Source organism: Parviterribacter kavangonensis (assembly GCF_056863335.1).
Genome location: NZ_JBXPJA010000001.1, coordinates 1214531 through 1230638, shown reverse-complemented (window position 1 = coordinate 1230638; position 16108 = coordinate 1214531). Strand labels below are relative to the sequence as shown.

Here is a 16108-nt window from a genome sequence, read left to right as displayed (position 1 = left end):
ACGAAGGAGAGGGGCGAGCGCGATGAAGGAGGACGAGCTGTGGTACCTCGAGGTGCACCCGGACCTCCAGCAAGCTCCCGATCCATGAGTGGGCCGATGCGCTGCGTCCGCTGAACTACCGGACGCGGCAGCGGGCGGTCTCGACGCTGCCGTGGATGTCCGAGATCGCGAACACCGCGCAGAAGCTCGTCGCGGGGCTGCGGGGCGTGAAGGGGATCAGGCAGCCCTGAAGGTCGACAGCTCGCCGTCGAAGTCCTCGACGATCGCGTCGCGGGTCTTCAGGAGGTCGAGGTGGCCGAGGACCTCGGAGAGCGTGAGGAACGCCTGGGTGACGGCGACGTTGCCCCACAGCTGCTGGGCGATCTGGTGCGCCGTGAGCGGCGAGTCGACGAGGAGGCCGCGGATCTTCTCCGCGCGCCGCTCGGTCGCCTTGAAGCGCGACTCGATGAGCTCGGCGTGGTCGGTGATCGACTCTCCGTGGCCGGGGAGGACGACCTTCAGCTCCATCGCCTGCGTCTTCTTGAGCGACGCGGTGTACGAGAGCAGCGCGTGCTCGTCGTCGCGCGTGATCAGCGGGTTCGACGAGATGTGCTTGATGAGGTGGTCGCCGCCGATGAGCACGCCGGTCGACTCCTCGTGGAAGACCGTGTCGGTGGGAGAGTGGCCGGGGCGGTGGTGCACGCGGAAGGTGCGGTCGCGCAGCTCGACGGTGCCGCCGTCGGGCAGCGACTGGGTCACCCTCGCCGGCGCACCCCACGCGCGGAACGCCGCGCTGACCGACCGCAGCACCGTCCGCACGTCGCGCGCGAGCCCGTGGCGCGCCATCAGCGCCTCGGCGAACGCGTCGTCGTCGGTCATGCGCTCGCCGTAGTCGGCCAGCCACGGCACGAGCCGGTCGAGCGCCGCCACCTCGGCGCCGGACCGGCGGGCGAGGATGTCGACGAGGCCCATGTGGTCGATGTGCTGGTGCGTGACGATGATCAGCCCGAGGTCGGCGATGCGGTGGCCGCGGTCGCGCAGCGCGACGTCGAGCTCGTCGAGCGCCTTGCCGCTGTTCGGGCCCGTGTCGACGAGCGTCAGCGGGTCGTCCTCGATCAGGTACGTGTTCACCCGCCCGACCGCGAACGGCGTCGGGATCGGGATGCAGTGGATGCCCGTCAGCTCGTCCATGCGTGGTGAACGACGTGGGGGATGCCCAGCGGCTGCAACTTGAAGCTGCCGTGCTTCTCGACGCGGTCGAACCCGGCGCTCCAGAGCATCCGCCGCCAGCACTTCGCCGATGGCCGCCAGAACACCACCGCGGCCGGGTCATCGGCTCGATACCGGGCGACGCTCCACGGGAACAGCGACGCGAGCCGGTCGTGCTCCTCGGCGCTGATGAACTGGCCCTTCGTGACGGAAGCGATCCGCTCCAGCGCGAGCAGCTGATCGCGCAGGTGGATCAGCACCGACCCGCAGAAGACGAGGTCGAACGTCCCCAGCCGCTCGGGCGATGCGTCGTAGACGCTGAGCTCCACGCGCTCGACCGACGACCCGAGCCGATCCCGCAGCTCCGCGAACCCCGTGCCGCGGCCCGACGCGGGGGCGGCCGGGCGCCGGCGCGGCGGCCAGTCCAGCGCGGCCTCGTCGTCGAGGTCGATCGCCACGACCTCTGCGGCGCCGCGCTTCTCCATCTCGAACGCCCAGAACCCGTCCCACGTGCCGACGTCGAGGCAGCGCAGGCCGCTCAGGTCTTCGGGCAGCCCGTAGTGGCGGATCTGGTCGCGCAGGTCGAACCAGCCCGGCGTGACGGTGCCGTCGGGCAGCTCGACCGCGTGGTACCAGCCGCGCTCGCTAGGCGCGGATGAGGCCGAGGACCTCGTCACGGCGGCGCTCCATGTCCTCGCGCGACACGAGCGACTCGAGGTTCAGGCGCAGGAGCGGCTCGGTGTTCGACTTGCGCACGTTGAAGTGCCAGTCGTCGTAGTCGACGGAGACGCCGTCGAGCTCCGTGATCGTGCCGTCCCCGTAGCGCTCCTTGATCTCGGAGATCTTCGCGTCCGCGTCGTTCACGGTCGAGTTGATCTCGCCCGAGATGAAGTACTTCGCGCGGTAGTCGCCGACGAGCTCCGACAGCTTGCGCCCCTCGACCGACAGCTTCTCGAGGATGAGCAGCGCCGGCACGGTCCCGGAGTCGGCGTTGTAGAAGTCGCGGAAGTAGTAGTGACCCGAGACCTCGCCGCCGAAGATCGAACCCTCGTCGCGCATGCGCGTCTTGAAGAACGCGTGCCCGACGCGGTTGATGTGCGCGCTGCCGCCGGCGGCCTCGACGACGTCGGGCACGGCGCGGCTGGCGCGGACGTCGTAGAGGATCGCGGCGTTCGGCGTCTTGGCGAGCAGGTGCTCGGCGAGGATCGCCGTCAGGAAGTCGCCGTCGACGAACTCGCCGGTGTCGTCGATGAAGAAGCAGCGGTCCGCGTCGCCGTCCCAGGCGATGCCGAGGTCGGCGCCCGTCTCGCGGACCTCGTCGATGATGAGCCTGCGGTTCTCCTCGAGCAGCGGGTTCGGCTCGTGGTCGGGGAACTCGCCGTCCGGGACGAAGTAGAGCTCGACGAGGTCGAGCGGCAGCTGGCGCAGCAGCGGCCCGACCATCGGGCCCGCCATCCCGTTGCCGCCGTCGACGACGACCTTCAGCGGCTTGACGTTCGCGGGGTCGATGAACTTCAGCGCGGCGGCCTGGAACTCGTCGTAGAGCTCGACCTCCTCGACCGTGCCGCCGCCCGGGGCATCGCCGAGGCCGTCCTCGATGAACCGCCGGATGTCCTGGATGCCCTGGTCGCCGGACAGCGCGATGGCGCCCTCGCGGACCAGCTTGGCTCCCGTGTACTGCTTCGGGTTGTGCGACGCGGTGCACATGAGCCCACCATCCAGGCCGCGCGAGCCGACGAGGAAGTAGAGCATCTCGGTCCCGACCTGCCCGGCGTCGAGGACGTGCGCGCCCTCGGCGGTCATGCCCTCGCGGTAGAGCGCCGCCAGCTCGGGCGCGGTGAGCCGCATGTCGCGGCCCAGCCCCAGGTTCAGCGACGAGGCGGGCTTGTTCGACAGCTCGGCGATGACGCGGACGAAGGCGCGTCCCACGTTGTACGCGACGTCGTCGTCGATCTGCTCGCCGTAGAGGCCGCGGATGTCGTAGGCCTTGAAGATCCCCGGATCGATGTCCACGCGCGGGCACTCTAGAGCGGTGCGGATCCTGACGGTCGGCAACTCCTACGACGGGCTGGGCGGCTACGAGGCCATGTGGCGGGCGGCGGTGGCGGCGCTTCGTGCGCGCGGTCACGAGGTCGAGGTGCTCGTCGGGACGGAGGGCTTCGCCGCGGCCGCCGCGCGCGCCGACCTCGTGAGCTTCTGGTCGATGGGCGGCCTCGACACGAGCGTCGTCGCGCACCGCCCGGCGATCGCGTTCATCCACGACCTCTGGCCCGACTACACGCCGACGGGCGAGCTGCCGCCGGCGTACTGGAACAGCGAGTTCGTCCGACGCGGCCGGCCCGGCGAGGTCCTGCCGGCGGGCTACGACCAGGACGTCTTCACGCCCGCCGAGCCGAAGGACTGGCAGGGGCGGCTCCTCCTGCCCGGCCGGATCGATCCGCGCAAGGGCCACATGGTCGCCCGCTACGCGTTCGGCAAGGGCTTCGTCGTCGCGGGCGACGGCGACCGGCGGCTCAAGTGGCGGCTGAGGCTGCGCGGGGTGGAGATGCTCGGCCGGCTCGGCCCGGAGGAGCTGGCCGTGGAGTACGCGAAGTCCGACGCCGTGCTCTTCCCGGTCCTCTGGGACGAGCCGTTCGGCCTCGTCCCGCTCGAGGCCATGGCCGTCGGCCGGCCCGTCGTGGCGACGGGCACCGGCGGATCGGCGGAGTTCCTGCGCCACGAGGAGAACTGCCTGCTCGTCCCGCGCGGCGACGCCTTCGCGCTCCGCGACGCCGTCGCGCGCCTCGCGAGCGATGCGGGGCTGAGAGACGCGCTCAGGGAAGGCGGGTTCACGACGGCGAAGCAGTACACCCTCGACCGCTTCCTCGAGGGCGTCGTCGCCGCCCATGAGGCACACTCGCCGCGATGAGCCGCGTCGCGGACAGCCTGCGCTGGCGCCTGCACGACGTCAGCTACTTCCGCGCGCCGCTGCTCGCGTCGCGGCTGCGCCGCTGGTGGCTGCTCGCCCGCAACCCGCACTGCGACATCCGCTTCGAAGGCCCGGCGTACCTCGGGCCCGGCTTCAGCGTGTTCTCGCCGGAAGGCGGGACGCTCGTCATCGGCGCCGGCGTCCAGTTCCGCCGCAACTTCCGGCTCGAGCTGCACAAGGGCGCGACGGTCACGATCGGGGCGAACACCGTGTTCACCTACGACGTGCTCATCCAGTGCTCGAGCTCGATCGAGATCGGCGAGCGGTGCATGTTCGGCCAGTCGTCGATCGTCGTCGACGGCAACCACCGCTTCCGCGACCTCGACACGCCGATGCTGCTGCAGGGCTACGACCTCACGCCGATCCGGATCGAGGACGACGCCGTCGTGACGAGCAAGTGCACGATCATCGCCGACCTCGGCCGCCGGGCGTTCGTCGGCGCGAACTCGGTCGTCACGCGGCCCGTCCCGGACTACAGCGTCGTCGGGGGCGTGCCCGCGAAGGTCATCGACCGGTTCGGCCCGGAGGACTGAACGACCGCCAGCCCTCGTCGAACGAGGGCCACAGCTGCTGGCCGTAGAACGCCTCGGCGCTGCCCCAGGCGCGCCGGCCGACCAGCGGCGCGTCCGGCCGGACCCACTTGATGAGCCGCGCCGCGCGCCCGCGGGCCGGCGGCTGCGCGGCGGCGGCCGACAGCCGCTCGCGGAAGTACGGCGCGACGTCGGGGTGCTTGGTGACGAACGCGTGCTCGGCGCGGCCGATCGCCCGCATCCGCCCGCGCCACTCCTCGACCGTCGCCGGATGCACGTGCGACGCACGCGCCGCCGGGTCGTAGCGGAGGTCCAGCCCGGCTTCGGAGGCGAGCCGCTTGCCGAGGTCGAGGTCCTCGTAGAGGAACGGGAGGTCCTCGTCGAAGCCGCCGACGCGCTCGAGCAGCGCCTTCTTGACGCTGACGTTCGTCGTGTAGAAGTGCCCCCAGCCGGCGCGATCGCCGTCGATCGAGGCGTAGTCGCTCTGCATCCCGCGCTCGAGCCAGCGCTCGAACGCGGTCCCGTGCCCGATCAGCTCGACGAACCCGAGCAGCGCATAGCGCTCGTCCGGGTGGGCGGCGTGGAAGGCGAGGTGGCGGGCGACGAGGTCCGGGTCGGGCACGACGTCGTCGCCGAGGAAGAGCACGACGGGCGTGGTCGCCGCGGCGATCCCTGCGTTGCGCGCGGCGGACGCGCCGGGCCGCGAGGCGCGGTGGGTCACCGGCGCGTCGGCCGGCGAGGCCGCGTCGCCGACGACGATCACCTCGTCCGCGTCGCCGAGCCGCGCGAGGACCCCGCGCAGGACCGACGACCGCCCGAGCGTCGGGATGACGACGCTCAGCGGCACCGCCGGATCCAGAACGCGCTCGGGAACGAGGTCCCGCGCCAGCTCGGAACGAGCTGGCGGACGAGGTCCGGCTCGGTCCGGGTCAGGTCGTGGAGGCCGAGCAGCACCTCCCAGTCGCGGTTGCCGCTCAAGAACGCCTGCAGCAGGTACTGCTCGAACCAGAACCAGCCGCGCTCGAGCCACGTGCGGTGCAGCTCCCACGGCAGCAGCACGTCGTGGAAGTGCACGAGCACGCCCGGCTGCAGCAGTGGCAGGAGGTCGAGCACGATCCGGTTGACGTCGCCGCCCGTCTTGACCGTGTGGGTCGTGTCGACGAAGAGCACGTCGCGCTCCTCGAGCGCGGTGAAGACGTGCTCGGGGACGTCCTGGGCGCGGACCTCCTCGGCCTCGACGCCGTCGATGCGCGGGAACGGGTCGAAGGTCCGGACGTCGCAGCGCTCGCCGACCGCCGCGCGGATGACCAGCGACGACCAGCCGGATCCGAGCTCGACCACCCGCCGCGGCTTCACCTCGCGCAGGATCGCCCACAGGACCTCGGCGTCGACCGCCTCGTAGTAGCCGTTCCACAGCTGGAAGCCCCGGATGGGCGGGAAGGCGCGCAGCTGCGGCTCGAGCGCGCGGAAGCGCCGGACCTGCGCCTCGCGGTCGAAGCGCACGCCGCGCAGCGGGCTCGGGCGGTCCCAGAGATCGTCCGGGAGCTCGCCCAGCTGGGGGATCGGCGAGTGCGGGCCGCGCGGCACGAGGTCGGCGTCCGGCTTGGCCCGGGGTCGTCGCACGGCGGGAGCCTGACACACTGCCCGGCGTGCTCCCGGAACGCGTGGTCATCCTCTGCGGGGGCCGCGGGACCCGGCTGCAGGCCGAGTCGCCGGGGCTGCCCAAGCCGCTGGTCGAGATCGGCGGCCGCCCGATCCTCTGGCATGTGGTGCAGATCTACGCGGCCCAGGGGTTCCGCGACTTCGTGCTGCTCACCGGCTTCCGCGGCGAGCTGATCGAGAGCTTCGCGCGCGAGACGCCGTGGCCCGACGGCGTGGCGGTGCGCTGCGTCGACACCGGCGTCGACACGCCGACCGGCGGGCGCGTGCACCGCGTCGCCGGCGAGCTGCGCGCCGGCGGGCGGTTCTGCCTCACGTACGCGGACGGCGTCGCGGACATCGACCTCGCCGAGCAGCGCGCGTTCCACGGGGCGCACGGCGCGCTGGCGACGATGACCGTCGTGCGGCCCGAGCTGCAGTTCGGCGTCGCGCGGCTCGGCGACGGCGACGAGGTGCTCGGCTTCCACGAGAAGCCGCGGTCCGAGCACTGGATCAACGGCGGGTTCTTCGTGCTGGAGCCGGCGGCGCTCGACCACATCGGCCCGGACGACGTGCTCGAACGCGAGCCCCTGGAGGCGCTCGCCGCCGCGGGCCAGCTGCGAGCCTTCCGCCATCGTGGCTTCTGGGACTGCATGGACACCTACAAGGACGCCGTGCTGCTGAACGACCTGTGGGAGCGCGGCGACGCGCCGTGGAAGGTGTGGGCGCCCTCGCCCGCGTGACCGGGGCGTCCGGCTTCCTCGGCCGGGCGCTCGGGCAGCAAGGCGTCGACCGGGACGAGCTGGACTTCGGCGACGCGGAGATCGTGTTCCACCTCGCCGCCCAGACGGTCGTCGCGACGGCGTTCGAAGATCCGATCGGGACGTACGAGGCGAACGTCGGGCTGACGTGGCGCGTGTTGCAGGCGGCCCGTGAACAGGGTGTGCGCCGGGTGGTCGTCGCCTCGAGCGGCCAGGTCTACGCGCCCGACGCGCCGGTGCCGACGCCCGAGACCGCGCCGCTCGTGCCCGACGGCCCGTACCAGGCGAGCAAGGCCGCCGCCGACCTCGTCGCCCGCGGCTGGCCGTCGCCGCCCGAGGTCGTCGTCGTCCGCTTCGCGAACGTCTACGGCCCCGGCGACGCCGAGGTCTCGCGCCTCATCCCCGACACGATGAAGGCGATCCGCGAGGGCCGCGCGCCGCACATCCGCGGCGACGGCTCGCCCGCGCGCGACTTCGTCTTCGTCGACGACGCTGTCGCCGCGCTGTGGGCCGCCGCCGAGCGCGGCGAGCCCGGCGAGGCCTACAACGTGGGCACCGGCGAGCCGGGCACGGTCCGCGAGGTCGTCGACGCGATCGTCCGCGTCAGCGGCACCGACCTCGAGGCGGTCTACGAAGGCGGACGGCCGCGAGGCGAGGGGGGACGGCGCGCGCTGGACCCGGCGAAGTTGCGCACGGCGACTGGCTGGTCTCCGGAGATCGGGTTGGAAGAGGGCCTCCGCAGGACGTGGGATGCCGGCTGAGATCGCCGTCGCGGTGGCGTCGCACGACCGCGCGCTGAGACTGAGGTGGTTCCTCAACGCGATGGAGGAGCAGACCCTCGACCCGTCGCGGTGGGAGCTCGTCGTGGCGCACGACGGGGGAGCGGGCACGGAGACGAAGCGGCTACTGGAGGAGCGCGGCGTCCGGCACGTCACGTTCGACGGATCGCTCGGGCCGGCGAAGCTGCGCAACGCCGCCTGGCGGGCGACGAGCGCGCCGTACGTCGCGTTCACCGACGACGACTGCCGCCCGCCCGCCGACTGGCTGGCGAACGCGCTGGCGGCGGCGCGCGACGACGCGATCGTCCAGGGCGCCACCAGGCCCGATCCGGACGAGGCGGCGCTGCTGACCGCGCCGCACCCGCGGACGGTGACGATCGACCCGCCGACGCCGCAGGCGCAGACGTGCAACATCGTCTACCCGCGCGCGGTCCTCGAGCGGGTCGGCGGCTTCGACGAGGAGGGCCTGCCGCTGACCGCGGGCGAGGACACCGACCTCGCCTGGCGCAGCCGCGTCCCGGTCGTCGGCGCGCCCGAGGTCCTGACGTACCACTGCGTCGAGGTCCTGCCGCTGCACCGCCGCGCGGCGTTCGGCTGGCGCTGGCGCCAGCTGCCGGCGCTCGTCAAGCGCCATCCCGGCCTGCGCCGTCACCTGCCGCTCGGGTTCTTCTGGAAGCCGCGCCACGCATGGCTCGTTGCGGCGCTGCTGACACGGCATCCGCTCGTCATCGCGCTCTACGCCTTCAAAGCGATGCCGTCGTACGGCCGCCACCCGCGCGGGCTCGTGCGCGCGGCCGCCGAGGTGCCCGGCCAGACGGCCATCGACGCCGCCGAGGTCGCGGCGCTGGCGGCGGGCAGCGTCCGGCACCGCACGCTCTTCCTGTGACGCGCGTCGACCTGCTGACGCCGACGTACTGGCCGGAGGTCCGCCGCGGCGGCGAGCGCCTCGTCCACGACCTCGCGATGACGTTGCCTCGAGCGCGCGTCGTCACCGCCAGCCCCGGCCCGGCCGAGCCCAGCGTCGTCCGCGTCCGTCGCCTGCCCGACGGGCGGCTGCGGCGCCGCGGCTACGAGGACCACCTGACGCACCTGCCGTTCCTCGCCGCCCAGCTGCGCCGCGACCGCCCGCAGGTCGCCCACGCGTTCCACCACGCGGACGCGCAGGTGCCGCTCGCGCTCGGGCTGCCGACCGTGTGGACGTTCCTCGGCGTCCCGCACCGCAAGGGGCTCGCGAACCGCCGGCTGCGCCTCGACCTCGTCCGCCGCGCGATGCGCGCGGACGCCGTCGTCGTGCTCAGCGAGGCGGCCCGGCGCGAGTTCCGCCGCTGGCTCGGCGGCGATCCCGTGGTGATCCATCCCGGCATCGACCTCGACGCGTTCACGCCCGGCGGTGAGCGCGCGGAGCGGTTCACCGTCCTCTGTCCCGCTGACCTCTCCGCACCCTTCAAGCGCGCCGATGTCCTCCTCGACGCGTTCGCCCGGGTTCGCAAGGAGCGCCCGGGCGCGAGGCTGATCCTCGACCGGGGCGGGCCGCACGCCGAGGGGGTCGAGCACCGCGACCTCTCGACCCACGAGGCGCTCGTCGCCGCCTACCGCGAGGCGCACGTCACGACGCTCGCCAGCGAGGGCGAGGCGTTCGGCCTCGTGCTCGTCGAGTCGCTCGCCTGCGGGACGCCGGCGATCGGCAACGCGGACGCCGGCAGCGCCGAGGCCACGCCGCTCACCTTCGACGGCACCGCGAACGACCTCGCCAACAAGATCCTCGACGCCGCGTACCTCGACCCCGAGAACTGCCGTGAGCACGCCGAGCGCTTCCCGATCGAGCGCTGCGCGCGCGAACACGCGATCCTCCACGCCGATGTTGCCGGTCGCGCTGCCTGAGACGGGACTCGTGCTCGACGTGGGCGGCTGGGCCAAGCCGCTCGCCCGCGCCGACTGGGTCATCGACCTCATGCCGTACGCGACCCGCGGCCTCTACGGCGACGCCGGCGGCGAGGAGCGCTTCACCGAGCAGACGTGGGTCGAGCACGACATCTGCACGCTGTGGCCGTTCGACGACGGCCAGTTCGACTTCGCGGTCTGCTCCCACACCCTCGAGGACGTCCGCGACCCGGTCTTCGTGTGCAAGGAGCTCCAGCGCGTCGCGAAGGCGGGCTACCTCGAGGTGCCGAGCCGGATCGAGGAGCAGATGACCGGTGTCAACGGGCCGTGGCCGGGGTGGGCGCACCACCGCTGGGTCTGCGAGATCGACCCGTTCGCCCCGTCGATCACGTTCGTGCACAAGTCGCTCGGCATCCCGGCGATCCCGTACCGCGAGCTGCCGGCCGAGCGGCGCGTGCAGTGGCTGCGCTGGGAGGGCTCGTTCGCCTACGGCGAGCGCATCTTCCTCGACATCGCCGAGCACCACGCCTGGTTCGCCGAACCGCTGCGTGCCGTCATATCCTGAACGGCCATGGCCGGACACAGCAAATGGGCAGGCATCAAGCACAAGAAGGCGATCGTCGACGCCCGTCGCGGCAAGCTGTGGACCAAGCTCGCGCGCGCCATCACGGTGGCCGCGAAGGAGGGCGGCGGCGACGTCAAGGGCAATCCGACGCTCGCGCTCGCCGTGCAGAAGGCCAAGGACGCCTCGATGCCCAAGGACAACATCCAGCGGGCGATCGACCGCGGCACCGGCGCCGGCGCCGACGCGGAGAGCTACGAGGCGGTCCTCTACGAGGGCTACGGGCCGGGCGGCGTCGCGATGCTGATCGAGGCGATGACCGACAACCGCAACCGCACGGGCTCGGAGGTGCGCCACCTGCTCTCCAAGCACGGTGGCAACCTCGGCGAGCCGGGCTCAGTGGCCTACCTCTTCGACAAGAAGGGCGTCATCGTCGTCGACGCCGAGAAGTACACCGAGGACGACCTCATGCCCGCGATCGAGGCGGGCGCCGAGGACATCGCGCAGGACGAGGACGTCTTCGAGATCCTCACCGAGCCGACCGAGTTCACCGCGGTCCGCGAGGCGCTCGAGGAGGCCGAGGTCGAGGTCGAGTCCGCGGAGATCCGTTGGCAGCCCAAGACCCAGGTGCCGCTCGAGGAGGAGGGCGCCGCCAAGCTCCTGAAGCTCATCGACGCGCTCGAGGACAACGACGACGTCGACCAGGTCAACGCGAACTTCGACGTGTCGGCCGAGGTCCTCGAGAGGGTCGCGGGATAGCCGAGGACCTCTCGGCCGCCGACAGAGCCTCGCTCGCCGCCGAGCAGGGCCCGGTCAACATGGCCGTCGGCGGGCTGCTCGTCTTCGAGGCGGGCGAAGGGCTCACCTACGACCGCGTCGTCGAGCGCGTCGAGGCGCGGCTGCACCTCATCCCGCGCTACCGCCAGCGGCTCCGCCACGCGGCGCCGGGCGTCACCCACCCGGTGTGGGCGGACGACGACGCATTCGACGCGGGCTGGCACGTCCGCCGCGCGCACGTGCGCGACGACGCCGAGCTCGTCCGCTTCGTCGGCCACGAGATGTCGCGCCGGCTGGACCGCTCGCGCCCGCTGTGGGAGCTGAGCGTCATCGACGGCCTCGACGGCGGCCGCGCCGCGCTGCTCGCGAAGATGCACCACGCGCTCGTCGACGGCGTCGCCGCGGTCGACATCGGCACCGTCCTGCTCGACCCGACGCCCGAGCCGATGCAGCTGCCCGACGGCGGCCCGTGGGAGCCGCGCCGCTACGACCGCCGCCGCCACCTCGCCCGGCTGGCGAGCGCGCCGCTCGGCCGCGCGCAGCGCCTGCTCGCCGACACGTTCATCCGCACGCTCGAGGCCGATCCGCTGCGGGCGGCCGGCGACCTGCGCCGCGCGACCGAGCTCGTCGTCCAGCTCGCGCGCACCCGGCCCGCCGCGCCGATGACGCCGCTCAACCGCGACCTGTCGCCGAACCGCCGCTACGCCACGACGACCACCGACCTCGCGGGGATCAAGGCGACGGCGAAGGCGCACGGCGCGACGGTCAACGACGTCCTGCTCACCGCGGTCACCGGGATGCTCGCCCGCGTGCTGCCCGACCACGTCCACGAACCCGTCGCGCTCGTGCCCGTCAGCGTCCGCCGCGAGGGGGAGCAGGGCGGCAACCGCATCTCGACCGTGCTCGTCGACCTGCCGCTCGGCGAGGACGACCCCGTCGCGCGGCTGCGGGCGGTCAACGCGACGATGACCGAGCTGAAGGACTCCGCCGCCGTCCGCGCCGGCGCGGTCCTGGCCGGCGCCGCGGGCTGGGCGCCGCCGCTGGTGTCGTCGGGCCTGGCCCGCGCGATGGGCGGCGTCCGCGCGTTCAACCTCGTCGTCTCGAACGTCCCCGGCCCGCAGCAGCCGTTCTGGCTCAACGGCTGCCGGCTGCTCGGCGCCTACCCGTGCGTCCCGCTCAACCCGGCCAACCAGGGCCTGACGGTCGGGATCCTCAGCTACGACGGGTCGGTCTGCTCCGGCCTGCTCGCCGACCGCGACCTCGACCCGCCCGTGGAGGAGGCCGCGGCGGCGCTCACCCTTGCTCTGGCTGAGCTCGGCGCGCGCGGAAGAGCTTGACCGTCCCGACGCCCTTGACCTTGCGCTCGCCCGCGAACGACCACGCCCAGTCGCCGGCGTGCTCCTTGACGGACTCGCTGACGAGCACGCTGCCGGGGCGCGCCAGGCCGGTGAGGCGGCTGGCCTGGTTGACGGGGGAGCCGAACCAGTCGCCGATCCGCTCGAGCGCGGGGCCGCAGGCGACGCCCGCGCGCAGCTGCGGGAGCTCGTCTCCGGCCTGCTCCGCGCGTTCGATCAGCGAGAGGACGACGTCGAGCATCGCGTCGGGGTCCTTCGAGACGAGCATCACCGCGTCGCCGATCGTCTTGATGAGCTTGACCGGCGGCTCGACGAGCTCGGCCGCCAGCTGATCGAGCCGCTGGGCGACGGACCCGAGGTCCTCCGCCTCGACCTGCTCGCCCAGCCGCGTGAACCCGACGAGGTCGGCGAAGGCCACGGTCACCTCGCGCGCGCCGGGGCGCCCGGCGGCGAGGTCGGCGGCGCTCACGACGTCGGAGCGCAGCAGCGACCGCAGGTGGCGGGCGTAGACGTAGGCCAGCGTGCTGCCCATCCTCGGGGCCAGGGCGCGCGTCGTCTCGGCCGCCACGGTTGCGAGGTCGTACTCGGTCATGCCGGGCCGGAACAGCGCGTCGCCCACCGCTCCGCGCGAGGCCGCCGCGACCTGCGCCATCGCGCGGCCGACGACCCGGTTGAGCTCCATGACCTGCTCGACCGGGACGCCCATGTCGAGGGTCGCCTTGAGGTTCTCGGCCATCGTGAGGTCGTCGGGGCCGTAGACCCGCGCGTCGTCGTCGGCGATCGGCAGGCCGAACGCCGCCCGGGACGAACGGAGCTCGTCGAGGCCGACGCCCGACCTCTCACTCAGGTCCCGTGCGCTGAACTCCGCCTCGCCGGCCAGCACGCGCTCGACGGGCAGCAACGCGAGGCGGTCCTCCTCGCATGCCTGCCTGAGCTCCCGGAGCGGGACGCCCTGCTCCTCCAGCGCGCGCAGCAGCCGCTCGCGCGCGTCGCGGGCGTCGCCCTCGAGGTCCCCGAGGAGCCCCTCGGCGGCGAAGTCGGTCACGCCGCCGGAGGGTACGGGGAAGGCGTCCGATCTGCCGCGTTGAATGCTCCCTCGGCATGGTCGTCCTCGGCATCGATCCCGGCACCGCCAACACGGGCTACGGCGTGGTCACGCGCGTGCGCGGGCGGCTGGCCGCCCTCGACGGCGGCGTCATCGCGACGCCGGCGGCCCTGCCGATGGAGCGGCGGCTGGCCTCGATCCACGCCCGCATCACGGAGCTGCTCGACGAGCACGATCCGGACGCGGTCGCGCTCGAGGACCTCTACTTCGGCCAGAACGCCAGCTCCGCGCTCGCCGTCGGGCACGCCCGCGGCGTCGTGATGTGCGCCGCCGGGCTGCGCGGGATCGGCTGCGCCGGCTACACGCCGCAGCAGGTCAAGGCCGCCGTCTGCGGCACCGGCCGCGCCGACAAGGGCCAGGTCCAGCGCATGGTCCAGGCGCTCCTCATGCTGCCCGACCCGCCGAAGCCCGACCACGCCGCCGACGCGCTTGCCGTCGCCATCTGCCACGCCAACCAGGTCGTCCTCGCCGCATGATCTCCCTCCTCACCGGCACCGTCGCGGTGCGCCGCCCCGACCACGTGGTCCTCGACGTCAACGGCGTCGGGTACCGCCTGGCCATCTCCGCCGAGACGCTGCGCAGCGTCCCCGCGATCGGCAAGGCCGCGACGCTGCAGACCCACCTCATCGTGCGCGACGACGCGCTCCAGCTCTACGGGTTCGCCACGGAGGAGGAGCGGGAGCTGTTCCTGCTGCTGCTCGGCGTGCAGTCCGTCGGGCCGAAGATGGCGCTCGGCGTGCTGTCCGGCGGCTCGCCGCGCGAGCTGCGCGTCGCCCTGGCCGCCGGCGACACCGGCCGCTTCCAGGCCGTGCCGGGCATCGGCAAGCGGACGGCGGAGCGGATCGTCGTGGAGCTGCGCGACAAGGTCGACGACGAGCCGATCGTCATCCACCGCGGCGCGGACGCCGACGACCCGCGCACGCTGGCGCGCGAGGGCCTGCTCGAGCTCGGCTTCGCGCCCGCCGAGGTCGAGAAGCTGCTGGCCAAGGCAGAGGGCGACAGCGTCGAGGACCTCATCGGCGCCGCGCTGCGAGGGGCCCGCCGGTGAGCCGCATCCAGACGCCCGAGCACCTGCTCGCCGACGACGAGATCGAGCGCTCGCTGCGCCCGCGCGGGCTCGGCGAGTTCGTGGGGCAGGAGGCGCTCAAGGAGCAGCTGCACGTCAGCGTCGAGGCGGCGAAGGCGCGCGGCGAGGCGCTCGACCACGTCCTGCTCGCCGGGCCGCCCGGCCTCGGCAAGACGTCGCTCGCGCAGATCCTCGCCAACGAGCTCGAGGTGCCGTTCGTCATGACGGCCGGCCCGGCGCTCGAGCGCAAGGGCGACATCGCGACGCTGCTCAGCGCGCTCGAGCCGGGCGCCGTGTTCTTCGTGGATGAGCTGCACCGCCTCAGCCGCGCGCTGGAGGAGACCTTCTACCCCGCGATGGAGGACCGCCAGCTGCCGATCACAATCGGCCAGGGCGCGGGCGCGCGCGTGGTGACGCTCGACCTCCCGCCGTTCACGCTGGTGGGGGCGACGACCCGCGCCGGACTGCTCTCCACGCCGCTGCGCGACCGGTTCGGCATCCAGCACCGGCTCGAGCCGTACGGGATCGCCGACCTCGCGACGATCGTCCGGCGCAGCGCCCGGATCCTCGAGATCGAGCTCGACGACGAGGGGGCCCGCTCGATCGCCGTCCGCAGCCGCGGCACGCCGCGCGTCGCCAACCGCCTGCTCAAGCGCGTCCGCGACTACGCGGAGGTCCGGATGGGCGGCGTCGTCACCGGCGAGGCCGCCAGCCGCGCGCTCGATCTCCTCGAGGTCGACGAGATCGGCCTCGACCGCCTCGACCGCGAGATCCTCGAGGCGATCTGCGTGCGCTTCGACGGCGGCCCGGTCGGGCTGTCGACGCTGGCCGTGTCGGTGGGGGAGGAGCAGGACACGATCGAGGACGTCTACGAGCCGTACCTGCTCCAGCAGGGGCTGCTGAAGCGCACCCCGCGCGGCCGCGTGGCGACCGCCGCGGCCTTCCGCCACCTCGGCCTCGAGCCGACGACCCTCCTTTAGCCGGAGTTCACACGGCGCGGACTACGCTCACGCACGAAGGCTCATGGCTCATCTCTTCATCTGCCCCAGCTGCGGCAAGCGCACGACGGAGTCCGACCGCAACCAGGGCTTCCGGCGCCAGGCGAAGGGCTGCTCCAACTGCGGCTTCGGCTTCCTGTTCGAGCTGCTCGACGACTACTACCCGGCGCCGAACGCCGCGTTCTTCGTCACCGACCAGGAGGGCCGCGTGATCGCCTGCGGCCGCGGCTCGTTCGAGCTGACCGGCCTGGCCGACGAGCAGGTCATCGGGCGCGCGGCGAACGAGGTGCTCGGCCTGAAGTTCGCGTCCGGCGACGACTACGTCGGGACGGTGCTCGAGTGGGGCGTCCGGCAGCTCGACAAGGATGTCGAGGTGAACGCGGAAGGGGATCTCCCCGCCAAGGCGCGGGCGGACCTCTTCCCGGCGTACGACGACGACGGCGGCATGCTGCTCGTCCTGACGCCCACCTCCTGACGCGCCAGCGACTACCCTCAACCCT

Annotated in this window: 19 protein-coding genes; 13 read left to right on the top strand and 6 right to left on the bottom strand. The window is 73.0% G+C overall.

Going from position 1 to position 16108, the window contains the following annotated elements; all coding sequences use genetic code 11:
* Positions 1-216: 216 nt before the first annotated feature.
* The 3 genes from AC1UE4_RS06350 to AC1UE4_RS06340 are packed head-to-tail and all read right to left on the bottom strand — an operon-like array spanning position 217 to position 3201.
* A complete protein-coding gene (locus AC1UE4_RS06350) occupies positions 217-1170 on the bottom strand; it encodes an MBL fold metallo-hydrolase (RefSeq protein WP_482916376.1) in 954 nt (317 codons plus the stop codon).
* The gene (locus AC1UE4_RS06345; RefSeq protein WP_482916375.1) at positions 1158-1865 is read right to left on the bottom strand and encodes a class I SAM-dependent methyltransferase; all 708 of its coding nucleotides are present in this window, start codon (positions 1863-1865) and stop codon (positions 1158-1160) included. Before AC1UE4_RS06345 ends, AC1UE4_RS06350 begins: the two co-directional genes overlap by 13 nt.
* Positions 1834-3201 carry a phosphomannomutase/phosphoglucomutase gene (locus tag AC1UE4_RS06340; protein ID WP_482916374.1) on the bottom strand — a complete coding sequence of 456 codons (1368 nt, stop codon included), beginning with the start codon at positions 3199-3201 and terminating at the stop codon, positions 1834-1836. Before AC1UE4_RS06340 ends, AC1UE4_RS06345 begins: the two co-directional genes overlap by 32 nt.
* Between AC1UE4_RS06340 and AC1UE4_RS06335 the strand changes: the two genes are divergently transcribed.
* Together AC1UE4_RS06335 and AC1UE4_RS06330 are read left to right on the top strand one after the other, a co-directional pair.
* Positions 3194-4096, top strand: a complete 903-nt coding sequence (locus AC1UE4_RS06335) for a glycosyltransferase family 4 protein (RefSeq protein ID WP_482916373.1) — start codon at positions 3194-3196, stop codon at positions 4094-4096. The genes AC1UE4_RS06340 and AC1UE4_RS06335 overlap by 8 nt on opposite strands.
* Positions 4093-4689: an acyltransferase gene (locus AC1UE4_RS06330; protein ID WP_482916372.1), complete on the top strand. Its 597-nt coding sequence runs from the start codon at positions 4093-4095 to the stop codon at positions 4687-4689. The genes AC1UE4_RS06335 and AC1UE4_RS06330 overlap by 4 nt, the downstream gene beginning before the upstream one ends.
* On the opposite strand, the gene AC1UE4_RS06325 is transcribed toward AC1UE4_RS06330, so the two are convergent.
* Together AC1UE4_RS06325 and AC1UE4_RS06320 are read right to left on the bottom strand one after the other, a co-directional pair.
* Positions 4661-5533 carry a glycosyltransferase family 2 protein gene (locus AC1UE4_RS06325; protein WP_482916371.1) on the bottom strand — a complete coding sequence of 291 codons (873 nt, stop codon included), beginning with the start codon at positions 5531-5533 and terminating at the stop codon, positions 4661-4663. The two genes, AC1UE4_RS06330 and AC1UE4_RS06325, sit on opposite strands and share 29 nt — an antisense overlap.
* On the bottom strand, positions 5524-6309 hold the full coding sequence (locus AC1UE4_RS06320) for a class I SAM-dependent methyltransferase (protein WP_482916370.1): 786 nt from the start codon (positions 6307-6309) through the stop codon (positions 5524-5526). The genes AC1UE4_RS06325 and AC1UE4_RS06320 overlap by 10 nt, the downstream gene beginning before the upstream one ends.
* Before the next feature lie 26 nt (positions 6310-6335).
* Between AC1UE4_RS06320 and AC1UE4_RS06315 the strand changes: the two genes are divergently transcribed.
* Genes AC1UE4_RS06315 through AC1UE4_RS06285 form a run of 7 tightly spaced genes read left to right on the top strand, consistent with a single transcriptional unit; the run spans position 6336 to position 12421 of the window.
* Positions 6336-7067, top strand: coding sequence for a sugar phosphate nucleotidyltransferase (locus tag AC1UE4_RS06315; protein ID WP_482916369.1), 732 nt, complete (start codon positions 6336-6338; stop codon positions 7065-7067).
* A complete protein-coding gene (locus AC1UE4_RS06310) occupies positions 7046-7846 on the top strand; it encodes an NAD-dependent epimerase/dehydratase family protein (RefSeq protein ID WP_482916368.1) in 801 nt (266 codons plus the stop codon). Before AC1UE4_RS06315 ends, AC1UE4_RS06310 begins: the two co-directional genes overlap by 22 nt.
* Positions 7836-8750 carry a glycosyltransferase family 2 protein gene (locus tag AC1UE4_RS06305; RefSeq protein ID WP_482916367.1) on the top strand — a complete coding sequence of 305 codons (915 nt, stop codon included), beginning with the start codon at positions 7836-7838 and terminating at the stop codon, positions 8748-8750. Before AC1UE4_RS06310 ends, AC1UE4_RS06305 begins: the two co-directional genes overlap by 11 nt.
* On the top strand, positions 8747-9745 hold the full coding sequence (locus AC1UE4_RS06300) for a glycosyltransferase family 4 protein (protein ID WP_482916366.1): 999 nt from the start codon (positions 8747-8749) through the stop codon (positions 9743-9745). The genes AC1UE4_RS06305 and AC1UE4_RS06300 overlap by 4 nt, the downstream gene beginning before the upstream one ends.
* A complete protein-coding gene (locus tag AC1UE4_RS06295) occupies positions 9723-10310 on the top strand; it encodes a class I SAM-dependent methyltransferase (RefSeq protein ID WP_482916365.1) in 588 nt (195 codons plus the stop codon). The genes AC1UE4_RS06300 and AC1UE4_RS06295 overlap by 23 nt, the downstream gene beginning before the upstream one ends.
* A 6-nt stretch (positions 10311-10316) precedes the next feature.
* Positions 10317-11066, top strand: a complete 750-nt coding sequence (locus AC1UE4_RS06290) for a YebC/PmpR family DNA-binding transcriptional regulator (RefSeq protein ID WP_482916364.1) — start codon at positions 10317-10319, stop codon at positions 11064-11066.
* On the top strand, positions 11063-12421 hold the full coding sequence (locus AC1UE4_RS06285) for a wax ester/triacylglycerol synthase family O-acyltransferase (RefSeq protein ID WP_482918212.1): 1359 nt from the start codon (positions 11063-11065) through the stop codon (positions 12419-12421). Before AC1UE4_RS06290 ends, AC1UE4_RS06285 begins: the two co-directional genes overlap by 4 nt.
* On the opposite strand, the gene AC1UE4_RS06280 is transcribed toward AC1UE4_RS06285, so the two are convergent.
* Positions 12378-13484 (bottom strand): adenylate/guanylate cyclase domain-containing protein, encoded by a 1107-nt coding sequence (locus AC1UE4_RS06280; protein ID WP_482916363.1) that lies wholly within the window; start codon positions 13482-13484, stop codon positions 12378-12380. The genes AC1UE4_RS06285 and AC1UE4_RS06280 overlap by 44 nt on opposite strands.
* A gap of 56 nt (positions 13485-13540) precedes the next feature.
* Between AC1UE4_RS06280 and ruvC the strand changes: the two genes are divergently transcribed.
* The 4 genes from ruvC to AC1UE4_RS06260 are packed head-to-tail and all read left to right on the top strand — an operon-like array spanning position 13541 to position 16083.
* Positions 13541-14020: a crossover junction endodeoxyribonuclease RuvC gene (ruvC, locus tag AC1UE4_RS06275; protein WP_482916362.1), complete on the top strand. Its 480-nt coding sequence runs from the start codon at positions 13541-13543 to the stop codon at positions 14018-14020.
* A complete protein-coding gene (gene ruvA / locus AC1UE4_RS06270; protein ID WP_482916361.1) occupies positions 14017-14592 on the top strand; it encodes a Holliday junction branch migration protein RuvA in 576 nt (191 codons plus the stop codon). The genes ruvC and ruvA overlap by 4 nt, the downstream gene beginning before the upstream one ends.
* Positions 14589-15590, top strand: coding sequence for a Holliday junction branch migration DNA helicase RuvB (ruvB, locus tag AC1UE4_RS06265; RefSeq protein WP_482916360.1), 1002 nt, complete (start codon positions 14589-14591; stop codon positions 15588-15590). The genes ruvA and ruvB overlap by 4 nt, the downstream gene beginning before the upstream one ends.
* A 43-nt stretch (positions 15591-15633) precedes the next feature.
* Positions 15634-16083 carry a PAS domain-containing protein gene (locus AC1UE4_RS06260; protein WP_482916359.1) on the top strand — a complete coding sequence of 150 codons (450 nt, stop codon included), beginning with the start codon at positions 15634-15636 and terminating at the stop codon, positions 16081-16083.
* The last annotated feature ends 25 nt before the right edge of the window (positions 16084-16108 follow it).

Coding starts and splice junctions, on each gene's coding strand:
- ruvC (WP_482916362.1), top strand. CDS start 13,541: ATGGTCGTCCTCGGCATCGATCCCGGCACCGCCAACACGGGCTACGGC.
- AC1UE4_RS06350 (WP_482916376.1), bottom strand. CDS start 1,170: ATGGACGAGCTGACGGGCATCCACTGCATCCCGATCCCGACGCCGTTC.
- AC1UE4_RS06290 (WP_482916364.1), top strand. CDS start 10,317: ATGGCCGGACACAGCAAATGGGCAGGCATCAAGCACAAGAAGGCGATC.
- AC1UE4_RS06330 (WP_482916372.1), top strand. CDS start 4,093: ATGAGCCGCGTCGCGGACAGCCTGCGCTGGCGCCTGCACGACGTCAGC.
- AC1UE4_RS06295 (WP_482916365.1), top strand. CDS start 9,723: ATGTTGCCGGTCGCGCTGCCTGAGACGGGACTCGTGCTCGACGTGGGC.
- AC1UE4_RS06260 (WP_482916359.1), top strand. CDS start 15,634: ATGGCTCATCTCTTCATCTGCCCCAGCTGCGGCAAGCGCACGACGGAG.
- AC1UE4_RS06305 (WP_482916367.1), top strand. CDS start 7,836: ATGCCGGCTGAGATCGCCGTCGCGGTGGCGTCGCACGACCGCGCGCTG.
- AC1UE4_RS06335 (WP_482916373.1), top strand. CDS start 3,194: ATGTCCACGCGCGGGCACTCTAGAGCGGTGCGGATCCTGACGGTCGGC.
- ruvA (WP_482916361.1), top strand. CDS start 14,017: ATGATCTCCCTCCTCACCGGCACCGTCGCGGTGCGCCGCCCCGACCAC.